The following is a 12,720-nucleotide window of genomic DNA, read 5'->3' on the forward strand; positions in this document are numbered from 1 at the left end:
TAATCAAGTATTTAATATATATGGAAAGAGGGATCAGCAGATGAAAAAGCAGCGTATCAGCGTATTATTAGTATTGTTTTGCCTAGCATTATTCTTTGATCCCATTAAAGGTTTGGCTAAACAAGATTCAACGAATTTAATCGGTGGACTATCGTACGAAGTTTTATACCCAGAGAATCAGAAAAATAAGAACCTAGGTTACTTTGATCTCCAAATGAAACCGGGACAAGAACAAAAAGTTTCTCTCAAATTATACAATTCACTACCAAAAGAGTTAACCGTGGAAGTTCGGTTAAACACTGCAAAAACCAACAGCATTGGGAAAGTGGAATATGGACCAAACGAGCTAAAAGAAGACACGTCTTTGACAAATGAGTTTATCAACATCGTCAAAGGGCCAAAAAAAGTAGTGATTCCTTCAAAAGGGAGTAAGCAGGTCGACTTAATGATTTCTTTACCTAAAGAGATGCCCGCAGGTTTAATAGCAGGTGGGATTCAATTGCAACCTATGGCTGATAGCAAAACGAAGGACCAAAGTAAAAAAGATGTTGTAGTAAATGAATTTGCCTTTTTAGTCGGAATGTTATTAAGAGTCGGCGATACCGACAGCATAAAACCTGAGCTAAAACTAAATAAAACATACATAGCATTTAAAGAGAGTAAAAGCCATTTTTTCGTCAATATTTCCAATATCCGTCCTGTCTATGTTGAAGGGATGGAGGTAGTCATTCAAGTAAGAAAAGCCAATAAACAGAAAGTGTTGTTTGAGTACCAAAAAAAGGGGATGAGAATGGCACCAAATTCGATGATCGATCTGCCTGTTGATTTAGCAGATAAAGGGATAACCGCAGGGGATTATTCGGCTCAGATTGATGTCACATCAAAAACTGGTGGCAATTGGTCTTGGACAGAAGATTTTAAGATCAATGCGTTAGAAGCGAGTGGTCTTAATAAGCAATTGGTAGAAAATAAAACAAGCAACAATCTGATTTTTTTAGTATTTTTTTTGATTTTATATGTGGGCGTACTTGTCTTTATTTTGAGTTATAAAGCAATAAAACGTAAAAGAGTTAAAGATGGATTGAATAAATAATCATTTTTCAAAAGAAAAATCATAAAGAAGCAACAGCTTAAAATAGACAGGAACAAATCAATTCTAACACTCTTCTTCGGCATCGCCTCTACTCAGCCACGTAAAATACCCCAATCAATGATCTAGTTTGAGTGGTTGAACTAAATAGGTGATAGCGATACAAAGGAGGTGTTGCGATAAGAGTGTAACTGAAAGACGGTCAAAAATAATAAAGAAAGGAGAAGAAAATGGAAAACAAAAAAAAGAGTCCCTCTAAAATGAAAATACTTTGGACGATTATCGGGATAAGCGTATTTAGCATTTTTTCTGTCACCGTTTTGTTCGCCGCAACGAATCCTATATTAGCTAAACCTGAAACGAGCGTGAAAAAAGTAACGAAGCAGACGATCCACAAAGGTTCAGATGCAAGCAACGTTAAATCAGCAACAGTGAAAACACCACAAAATTATGCAGCAAGAGCGCTAGACCCAGTCGAAAATGAGGAAGGGTTGAAAGCAACACCTAAAGTGTTGACGATGAGACAAAATGAAGCTTTTCCAGACCTTAACAGCGAAGCGGGTCTAACGAAACTCTTTTCAGAAAGAATCATTCCGTATCCAGAATATGGTGCGGTGTATGAATATGTGAACGCGGATGGAACACCCGCAAATCCTAGTAGTGAGTTAGCAGGGTTTCAAACAATTTATGTAGAGATTACTGAAAACTATAATCTGACGAGCATTCGTGTTCCTATACCAGTAACGGTTACTGGTTTAGGTACTTCATTTTTATTAGACAGTAAGATTGCCCTTCAAACAGATAATGTAAATGGCAAAATTATTTTGTATCCAAACGAAACAGCGAATAAAACGCCAGAACAGCTACAACAATTAGTAAAAACAAAATCCAACGTCCGCTCTTGGAAAGTGGAAGATGGGTCATCTGTTCCAGTTTATGTGATCAAAACAACGATTGTGACAACTTCTGTAGGAATATATAAGGCTGAATTTGAAATTACTGTAGGGACGGGTGAAGAAGAGCAAAAAGCGTCTGTTCAAAAAGATGTCGTAGTGTTTGGTGCTGATCCACAAGCGTCTGTTTCTGTAGCACAAAATGCAACACTGAATTTAGGAACGAACCCAACCAATTTATTTAAAAAATTTCAAACAGTGAACTATACAACGTCGACGAATGCGTCCTATCAATTTGTTGATGAAAACGGTGAAGGACTGGAAAATTTTGATACAGGAACAGTTGGTTTTCATTGGGCTTATGTTAAGATGACTGAAAATACAAATGAATCTATAACAACGATTATCAAAATTCCAATCAATGTGACAAGCGAAGACACTACAGCTTTATTAACGAATAAAGTTATGGTGAAATCTGACGCAAGAGTGATACTTTATCCCAATGAAACAAAAGGGAAAAGCAAAGAAGAACTGATTACGCTGATCCAATCTAGAGCTCATTTAAGTGCTTGGAATATGAGTACAGGGACTGCTGTGCCTGTATCATTTATAGACACGACAACGCTCAATGATTCTGTAGGCTCATATACTGGTACGATCAAAGTAGAGTTGGACGGAGTTTCAGCGACTACAACACGAAATGTTACCGTGTTTGGTGCTAATCCGCAAGCGTTTGCCTCTGTAGCGCAAAATGCCACATTATCTTTAGGCATCAATCCAACCAATCTATTTACCAAATTCCAAACAGTAAATAATGCGACCTCAACAAATGCGCTTTATCAATTTGTTAGTGAAAGTGGCGAAGTAATAGATAAGTTCGATACGTCGACAGTTGGATTTCACTGGGCTTATATAAAAATGACCGAGAAATCCGATGCAAATGTATCGACGATCATCAAAGTGCCAATCAATGTGACAAGTGGCGATACTACAGCGCTATTAAGCAATAAAGTTATGGTAAAATCCGATGCAAAGATTCTTTTTTACCCAAATGAAATAAAAGGGAAAAGTAAAGAAGAGCTGATTGAGATGATTCAATCCAGAGCTCATTTAAGTGCTTGGAACATGAGTACAGGGGTAGCCGTTCCAGTATCCTTTACTGATACGACAGCAGTCAATAATTCAATTGGCTCATACACTGGAACAATCAAAGTAGAACTAGACGGTACATCCGCGACCACAACACGAAATGTCACGATTTTTGGTGCAGATGTGAAATTTCCTTATTATTTTAAAGTAGATCAAAAACAAGACATGGAAATGGGCACGGATGCTGTTAATATTTTTTCAAAATACCAGTCTTTAGATGACGCAGCAGCTGCTAGTTCCACCTATGAATGGGTTAAAAATCCAGCAGGTGATCCGACTGTACCAGTCAACAAGTTTGATACGAACAAAACGGGATTTCACTGGGGCTATATAAAAATGACGGATAAAAAGGATACGACTGTGTCAACCATTATTCCGGTCCCTATTACAGTCACTTTGGACAATCAAACAGTCATTGTAGGATCAAAAGCAGGGATGAGTTTTAATTATCTGCCGGTTTTGAATGCAAGTGAGATCAAAGGAAAGACCGTTCCGCAAATCATTCAAATACTCACTAAAAAATTAGCGCCTAAAGCTTGGGATCTGACGACAGGACAAGACCTAGATGCACGAATCACTAAATCAATTATTATTAATTCCAGTCGAGGATCCAAAGAAGTGACCATTACAATAACGTCAGGTGAGCAGCTGTTGACTTATACGTTTAATGTTTTGGTTCTTCCAGACCAGGTATTTGGAAATAGTACGATTGAAGGGTGGAACAACATTCCTTTAAATTCTGCTGATGGCGTTATTACAAATCCATTAAATGGTTCCAAAATGGGCTTTCCGGGAAGAGGGATTTCTGTATCAATATATAGAAACGAATTAGGTTTTGTTATCAAAGATAGTGCTGGAAGAGGCTATGTTTATAGTGCTGGTGAAAGTAAAGTAACGGATATCCCGGGAGTGAATAAGAATGTTTTATATGGACCGGCATGGGATAGAGACTATGGAATCGGCCGTGACAAAATTGTTCCTAAAATAACGTCTAAATACTTTTTACGAAAAGGCAACGAGCTAAAGCAAATTCTAATAGATGAACCGAATCAGATATATTATGTATATGACCTTTCTCTGAATCGGAATTTAAATTTTACTGTCCAGTTAGATATGTATAATCTTTCTAATACAACAAAGAATTTTTCTATGTTAGAAAGTGTCGATACGGATTATTATACAGATTCAGTTCCAATCTATGCATTAGGGAATAATAGCGGCTTTTATATGCAGCCTTCGGCGGATAAGAGATTTACCATAAAGTTAAAAGATTCTAGAGGAAATTGGTTGTCAGATTACACCAAATATATAGCGGGTGCTTATGGTAGTATTGGTGTTTCTGGAGCGTTTAATTACTTCGGAAACGATTATATGGGAACTGGTTCTGAAAGCCAAAATTACAGCGCAGGCCAAGTTATCGCGTCCAGTGTCGATTCGGGCTACCAATTAGGTGCACCATGGAAAGATATTTCCCCAGATGAAGCATTGAACACAGGTTACGAGATTTTTGCCGGTGATGAGCTTCCCTATATGCAAATAAAAGCTGACCCAGAAGTCTTCAACATTTATTCAGATTATGTAGATGATTTTAATACTAGTTATAAGCTAAGCGAAATCCCTACAGAGACGGATAATGGGACTGTTTATGTAACCTACCCTACAGGTGTTGAAGTTACAATGCCCTTTATCTCAAATAGTCAAAAAGAATTTAATAGTCCATTGACGATTCCAAGATCAGGATTACCTGAGAAGCTAAATGAAGAACCAGGTACAATCAAAAACTATGACACTTCTTTATTAGCTATTAATGATTCAGAAGGTCCTTATAAAGGATTGCCCTCACAAGATTATTCGGTGAAAATCAATGTCTATAATCTTGGGGCAAAACCGATTCCCCAAATCATCAAAAAAGGAACCGTCTTTAATAAAAAAGCTTCTGAAGTGATTCAGGATGCAGTTATCTTACCTGGACATACGGCTTCATACGAATATGAAGGCGATATGCCGGATACTTCGGTCACAGGGGTAACCAGCGTAATGGTACGAATGACCGATGCAAATCAACCAGATAAGACGACGATGATCAAAGTGCCAGTCCAAGTGATCGATGAAACACCGCCATCTGGAGGGCTCTATATTATAGCGAACGATTTCAAAAGCAGACCAGAACCATTTCAAGATCTAACTGAAAGTGAAATCAATCAATTGATTCTTAAAAAATCAGAAGCGATTGCTTGGGACGTTGCGACAGGTTCAAGTAAAGATATCACGCTTTCAGTAGAGTCAACGACAGTCCCTCTAAATCCTGAACAAGGAAGCTATAAAGCAACATTAAAAGCGGTCAGAGGAACAGAGACGGTCAAGAAAACGATCACCATAGACATTCAAAGTAATCAAAAAGTGAATGTGGAATTTGTTGATGAAACGGGAGCTGCTTTACATGATAAAATTACGTTCGATAAAGTAATCGGAACAACGATCGATTTGACGGAAGAAAAAGACGTCCAAAAAGTACTTGAATCCATTCAGGCTGAGAACTATCAATTAGTGAAAAAGCCAGACAATGAAACGAAGATTCCTGTTACAAGTGAAGAAAGTACCGTTCAATATCAATTTAAAGGAATGCTGTTTGTGCAATCTTCCCCAACTTTCTTGAATTTCGGGCGTAAGACTTTAGGGATTCCATTTATAAAAGTAGAGAAAGCAAAATATGACAAACCATTGATCGTTTGGGATAATCGCAAAAATGGCGGTGCTTGGAATTTAACGGCGATGTTAAAGAAACCATTGACTAGCCAAGATGATCCAAGCAAAATTCTGCCTGCCGCTATTCGTTACAAGGTAAGTGATACTGAAACAGTCATCTTATCTGAAAATACAACACAGCCAATAGCAAAGAGAACGCATGAAACCAAAGGACAGTATAATGTAAGTAATGAGTGGGATAAGAATGAATCCGGCTTGTTGTTAGAAGTTCCTTCTGGAGAAGTGTTGCAAGCAGGTGGCTATCGAGCGACGATTTTATGGCAAGTTGAGCAAACACCTTAAATGAGAGTAAATGAAAAAGTTTTCTAAATTAAAAATCTTTCTTCAATAAATAGTCATCAGATATAAAAATAACAATAAATAATCAGTACACAAACCATATCACTCGTCATATTCAAAGAAGTTCTATAAAATTTGCGTAAAATCAAATAAGTATAAAAAGGAGCTGGAAATCAGCTTCTTTTTTTTGTTAAAAAACTGTCGTAGTTCATCTAATTCGAGTGACAAGCTGGATTTTATTTTACATATATATCTAAATAGACTTGCAAAAAAAATAGTGGAATGGTACTCTTAATTTCTAATTGAGAATGATTTTCATTGTCAATGGATGTGAAGTTTTATTCTACAGCTCTATCAAGTATAAAATGATAAAAGAATAGGAGAAAAAAATGATGGACATTGATTCAATTGAACAAGTCATTAGAGCGCGCCGAACGATTCGGACATTATCGAATCAAGCGATCTCTATGGAAGTTATAGATGAACTATTAACAAGTTCCAGTTATGCCCCCTATCATTCGAAAGAAGAGCCGTGGGAAGTTATTATCGTCAAGACGACGCAAGACCGTCAGTTATTCGTAGAAAAAATCATGGCAAGCTATGACCGATTAGACACATGGGCACGTTACGATCAGCAAAATCTAGAAACAGCTAAAAAAAGAACCCGTGATTATTTTCTGGATGTTCCTTTAACGTTGATTGTCACAGCGCCTAAGCATGAAAGTGAAAAATTGAACTTGGAAGCAATTGGCTCCGTTTCTGCGTTTATCCAAAACTTTCAATTAGTTGCTTGGACAAAACAAATTGGTGTTACTTGGCGTACGATTCCAGTAATATTTGATGAAATATTCAAAGAGGCTGTTGGAGTGGCAACGGATCGACAAATTATTGGGCTACTTGATATCAGCGGAATAGATGAAAAAATGAAAATTCCGACAAGTCGTAGAAAACCGTTGGAACATTGGACAGCTCAACTGTCTGATAAATTGAAAAAATGAGTGAAAGTAATGAGTAGTTCAGATACACAGGAGGCGTATTTTTTTGCAGGCAATCAAGGCAAGTGATGTAAGAACCAAAACTAAAAGTCAGCATGTTTTTCCGTTGATTCTTTTATTATTAGTGGTGCTTATCTTCTTTTCAATCGTTTACTCTTTGATCAATGGGCAAGCGAATATTTCGGTGGAAAATGTATTTCAGATTCTCTTAACTAAAATATCTGGTGGTAGATTGGGATCTCTTGATGAAATCACTAGTAATTCAGCGGTCAATATTATTTGGTTCGTTCGAACGCCAAGAGTAATCTTAGCTGTTTTTGTAGGGATGGGTTTGGCAATAACTGGTGCTGTGATGCAGGCAGTTGTTCAAAATCCTTTAGCTGATCCTTATATTTTAGGGATTTCTTCGGGGGCTTCACTTGGTGCAACCTTTGCGATTTTGGTTGGGTTTGGTACAGGGAGTATTTTTTCTCAATTTGGGTTGGCTTTTGGTGCGTTTGTTGGTGCGATGGCAGCGGCGTTTGGTGTATTGATATTATCGGGGATCGGTGGTCGGATGACGTCGGTTAAATTGGTTTTATCAGGTTCAGTGATCGGTGCTCTTTGCAGTTCGATTTCGAGCTTTATTGTGTATCTTGCCAATAATGCGGAAGGGATGAAGACTGTGACATTTTGGGCGATGGGGAGCTTGGCTTCTGCTAGTTGGAATAAGCTGGCCGTTTTATCGATCACTGTTATTGTGATCACAGGCTTCTTCTTATTTCAACATCGTATCTTGAATGTGATGCTGTTAGGCGATGAAGCGGCTGTGACGTTAGGTGTTCCTTTGAGTAAATATCGCCAATTGTATTTACTTTTGGCTGCTCTTTTAACAGGTGTGATTGTGGCCTATTCTGGCATGATCGGTTTTGTGGGATTGATCATTCCGCATATCGTTCGTGGATTGATTGGGTCAGATCATAAACGTTTGTTACCAATCGTGGCTTTGTCAGGTTCACTTTTTATGATTTGGGCTGATTTGCTTTCAAGAGTCCTAATTCCAAGTGTTGAACTGCCGATAGGGATTATCACATCTGTGATCGGTGCACCGTTATTTATCTATATTATTGTCAAAAAAGGCTACAATTTCGGAGGCTAACAATGGAATTAACTGTAAAAGACTTAGAAATCATGATCGGACAAGAATCGATTGTTAAAAGTATCTCTTTTCAAACACAAAAGAAACAATTTGTGGGGATCATCGGAGCCAATGGCTGTGGAAAATCAACGATGCTCAAAGGGATCTATAAAGGAATCAAACCACAAGCTGGTCGTGTATTTTTAGATGAGTTGGACCTTTTAGCTGTTTCTGAAAAGAAAGTGGCTCAAAAGTTAGGTGTAGTAAATCAATTTAATGAACTGAATTTTGATCTAAGCGTTTTTCAAATGGTTTTATTAGGCCGAACACCTCATAAGAAGTTATTAGAATCAGATACACAAGAAGATATTGAGATTGTAATGGATGCATTGGCTAAGACGAATTTGACTAGCTATTCTGATCGAAGTTTTTTGTCATTATCTGGTGGCGAAAAACAACGGGTGATCTTAGCTCGAACGATTGCGCAACAACCTAGTTATATGATTTTGGATGAGCCAACCAATCATTTGGACATCCGTTATCAACTTGAAATATTGAACTGTGTAAAAAATCTTGGAATCGGTGTTTTAGCGGCCCTTCATGATTTAGAGCTAGCTGCACATTATTGTGATTATATTTATGCGATGAAAGCAGGGGAAATCATCGCTGAAGGGAAACCAGAAGAGTTATTTACAGAAAAAATAATTGAAGAAATTTATGGTGTGAAGTGTACGATTTATCAAAATCCAGTGACGCATCATTTGGGTTTTTCCTATTCGTTAGATTAGTCACTAGATTTAAACTTATATGTAAAGGAAGCGAAAAAATGAAAAAAGCACTTATTATTAGTTTATTGGGTTTAACAATTTTAACAGGCTGTAGCCAAAAAAATCAAAAAACAGTTGAAACAAATCAGAATGGCACTTATCCAGTAACCATCCAAAATTTTTCTAAAGCAGAAGGGGCACAAAACTGGCAAAAGAAAAATCAGACATTTGCTCAATCCCCTAAAAAAGTTTTGGCCAATACACGACCTGCGGCAGAACTATTGTTACACTTAGGTTTAAAAGACAAAATTGTTGGCGTAGGTGCTGTTTTTGGTGCTCCTGATAAATCAGTAGAGAAAGAATTTGATCAGTTGAACCATTTATCAGATGACTATATCGGGAAAGAAACGGCACTTAGTGTTGATCCTGATCTGATATATGGAAGAGGAGGACTGTTTGATAATCAAGACTGGGGCGTTGGCACAGTTGATACATTGAATGAAATGGGGATAAAAACTTTTGTATTAAACTCTTCAATAACAGGGGGAACGTTTGATTCTATATACAATGACATCGATAATTTAGGCAAAGTGTTTGATGTTGCAGATAAAGCGACTGCTTTTAAAGCAGAACTGAAAAAACGTCAAGAAGCAGTGAATAAAAAATTAGCTCCAATCAAAAATAATCAAACCTTTGCTTATCTCCATACAACCGATCCAGAGGAACTATACGTTTATCCAGCGAACAATGAAACGTTTTTCAATGATATTTTCAAAATGGTAAAATTGGACAACGTGTTTAAAGATGAAAAAGGCGACGTCAGCATAGAAAAATTGATTGAAACAGATCCTGACGTTTTGATCGTCGCTGATTGGGAGACTTATAAAAACGGGATTTCTGGAGAAAAAATGATTGATGCAGTGTTACAAAATCCAAAACTTTCAAGTATGAAAGCTGTTAAAAATAAGCAAGTCTATGCAGTTGATTACAATTATATGTTTGGTTATGGCTATCAATCGTTAGACGGAATTGAAAAATTGGCGGATGAAATGCACGCAGAAAAATAGACGAGACGAAGAACACACTGAGAATCAGAGAATAAACTTACCTATTTGATAAGTTTATTCTCTGATCACAGTGTGTTTTTATAAATAACAGGTGTGATTAGCTAGGTAAGACGATATAAAGGGAATTATTCGCTTATTTTAATGTTAGCACTTGTCCAATATAAACGGTCGAATCAGTTAAATTATTTTTTGTCATTAACTCTTGAAGAGACAATTTATTTTTTTCAGCGATTACAGAAAGCGTATCTCCAGATTGCACGGTATAAGTAGTTGCTGAAGGGGCTGATACGGATTCTGTCGAATGCTCAGTTTGTTTTTCAGCATCTTCAGAAGAAGGTGTTGTTTGAGCAGGTTCGTTTGAAGGCTCAATTTCTTTGCTAGACTCTGTTGTTTTGTTTATAGGCGCAGAACTTTCTTTAGTAGGAACATTACGCTCTGTCGTTTCAGAATCTGTCGATTGTTTGCTAGTTCCTTGTTCTAATAGACTTACTTTTCTTTCTATACTATCCAATTGTCTTTCCTGTTTTGAACTTGCTTGTACATTCAAAAAGGCTAATACACTTAATGCGAGTATATTTATGAATAATAATAAAATAACAATTGATAAAGCGATTCTTGATGTTTTTACAGGTCGTTGGTGATTTCGTCGTGAGTATTCTTCTTCCAAAATGTTTTCCTCCTTTTTTTAAAATATATAAGATAAATACTATTAAACAAAGCAATGTTAGTATATCACAATACTATGCTTCTAACCAAGAACAAAATAATTGTTGATTAAATCAGCTATTATTTTGTTTGAGAAAAAACAAAATAAAAAAACAACTAAAGTGAAAAAAAGTTTTTTTAAGCATCAATATAAAAGTATTTAAGTATTTTTGGATGAGTATTATTGATAATAAATTTATTTTTCATTATTTTTTGTGTAAAAAAAATTCTTATGCTACTTGAGAAATTTATATTGGCGGAGTCAAGTATGTAGTTAAAAACCTATCCTATGCGTCATTTTTAAACCTTTGTTATAATAAAAACGTACTGTGTGCATTAGATCCATTATTGAGAAAGCTTAAATAAGTTGAAAATAAAGGAGGATGTTACAATGGAAAGTTTTGATGTAATCATTATCGGCAGTGGTCCTGGAGGTATGGCGGCCGCTTATGATCTAGTGGCGAAAGGTAAACGAATTGCTGTAGTAGAAGCTGATCTTTGGGGTGGAACTTGCCCAAATCGAGGCTGTGACCCTAAAAAAGTTCTCTATGGAGCAGTTGAAGCTAGAGATAATATGATTCAATTGGAAAAACGTGGTTTTGATAAGGTACCTGAAATCAATTGGCCTGATTTAATGGCATTTAAAGAAACCTTTACCCAACCTGTACCGATTGAACAAAAAGAGGGACTAACAAATGCTGGTATCTATACAATTACTGGAAAAGCTGTATTTAAAGATAGACAGACGATTACAGTAGATAATAAGGATTATCAGTCAGACAAATTTATTATAGCAACAGGACAGCGACCAGCCATTCTCGACATCCCTGGAAAAGAAAACTTTAGTACAAGCACTGATTTTCTCAACATGGAAACTTTACCTGAAAAGATTGCTTTTGTCGGTGGTGGATATATTTCTCTTGAACTGGCGAATATTGCAAACAGTTGCGGCAGTGAGGTTCATTTACTTCATCATAATGAACGACCATTAAAGGGATTCGATGAAGAGTTAACAAACGATCTTATCGAAAACCTTAAAGCTCGCGGTGTTCATTTTCATTTTAACGAATCAGCTAAATCAATCACGAGACACAGCAAACAGTTTGAAGTAGCCTTGACTAGTAAAGGAACATTGATGGTGGATCGAGTATTTTGTGCGACAGGGCGGATACCTAACGTTGAAGGTTTAAATTTAGAGGATATAGGTGTCGATTATACTCATAAAGGAATTGTCGTAAATGAGTACTTGCAAACCACTGTAGAAAATATTTACGCATTAGGAGATTGTCTGCAAAAAAACAAACCTAAATTAACGCCTATTTCTAGTTTTGAAGGGAGTTATCTTGCAAAACTTTTTACGGAGAATAAGCAAGAGAAAATTCAATACCCTGCATTGCCAACGATTATTTTTAGCTCGCCAAAACTTGCTCAAGTTGGTTTAACTGACAAAGAAACAGCAGAAAATCAAAAGTATGAAGTAAAAGATCTAGATTTATCTCAATGGTTTACCTACAAACACATCAATGAGCCTTTAGTGAAAGCCAAGCTAATTAGTGAAAAAGCAACAGGACTATTAGTGGGAGCAACAGTTTTAGGTAACGAAGCGGATCAATTAATCAATTTGTTTACCTTGATGCTTAATCAAAAAGTAACGCCTGAAACAGTCAATGAAATGGTTATGCTTTATCCAACTGTCTCAAGTGATTTGAGTTATCTATATTAAAAATAGACTGTAAGCGATGGATTCTAGAGTCGTTTACAGTTTTTTTATTGCTTTATACTATAGGAAAAGTAACTATTGACTTGCTGTCAGGTGTAAGTAATAATAGGATAATTACTTTAAAAACTATAAAGTACTGTCTTACAAATGATACAATCGATAAATAGTATTT

Annotated in this window: 8 protein-coding genes; 7 read left to right on the forward strand and 1 reads right to left on the reverse strand. The window is 36.5% G+C overall.

Annotated features, from left to right (window positions below):
• Window positions 1–40 precede the first annotated feature (40 nt).
• The 6 genes from AC4BB2_RS02050 (at window position 41) to AC4BB2_RS02075 (ending at window position 10,123) form a co-directional block, all read left to right on the forward strand.
• On the forward strand, window positions 41–1,093 hold the full coding sequence (locus tag AC4BB2_RS02050; RefSeq protein WP_490473791.1) for a WxLIP family cell surface protein: 1,053 nt from the start codon (window positions 41–43) through the stop codon (window positions 1,091–1,093).
• A gap of 227 nt (window positions 1,094–1,320) precedes the next feature.
• Window positions 1,321–6,180: a MucBP domain-containing protein gene (locus AC4BB2_RS02055; RefSeq protein ID WP_490473792.1), complete on the forward strand. Its 4,860-nt coding sequence runs from the start codon at window positions 1,321–1,323 to the stop codon at window positions 6,178–6,180.
• Between the two features lie 389 nt (window positions 6,181–6,569).
• Entirely contained in the window at window positions 6,570–7,175 is a 606-nt protein-coding gene (locus tag AC4BB2_RS02060) for a nitroreductase family protein (RefSeq protein ID WP_490473793.1), read from the forward strand.
• Window positions 7,176–7,218: 43 nt separating this feature from the next.
• Window positions 7,219–8,310, forward strand: coding sequence for a FecCD family ABC transporter permease (locus AC4BB2_RS02065; protein WP_490473794.1), 1,092 nt, complete (start codon window positions 7,219–7,221; stop codon window positions 8,308–8,310).
• Between the two features lie 2 nt (window positions 8,311–8,312).
• Window positions 8,313–9,077: an ABC transporter ATP-binding protein gene (locus AC4BB2_RS02070; RefSeq protein ID WP_490473795.1), complete on the forward strand. Its 765-nt coding sequence runs from the start codon at window positions 8,313–8,315 to the stop codon at window positions 9,075–9,077.
• A 38-nt stretch (window positions 9,078–9,115) separates the two neighbouring features.
• Entirely contained in the window at window positions 9,116–10,123 is a 1,008-nt protein-coding gene (locus AC4BB2_RS02075; RefSeq protein WP_490473796.1) for an ABC transporter substrate-binding protein, read from the forward strand.
• A 133-nt stretch (window positions 10,124–10,256) separates the two neighbouring features.
• Here AC4BB2_RS02075 and AC4BB2_RS02080 read toward each other — a convergent pair whose 3' ends face one another.
• Window positions 10,257–10,790, reverse strand: coding sequence for a LysM peptidoglycan-binding domain-containing protein (locus tag AC4BB2_RS02080; RefSeq protein ID WP_490473797.1), 534 nt, complete (start codon window positions 10,788–10,790; stop codon window positions 10,257–10,259).
• A 429-nt stretch (window positions 10,791–11,219) separates the two neighbouring features.
• On the opposite strand from AC4BB2_RS02080, the gene AC4BB2_RS02085 reads away from it, so the two are divergent.
• Window positions 11,220–12,551, forward strand: coding sequence for a dihydrolipoyl dehydrogenase family protein (locus AC4BB2_RS02085; protein ID WP_490473798.1), 1,332 nt, complete (start codon window positions 11,220–11,222; stop codon window positions 12,549–12,551).
• Window positions 12,552–12,720 lie beyond the last annotated feature (169 nt).

Source organism: Enterococcus sp. AAFC-DPL-5146 (genome assembly GCF_058216635.1).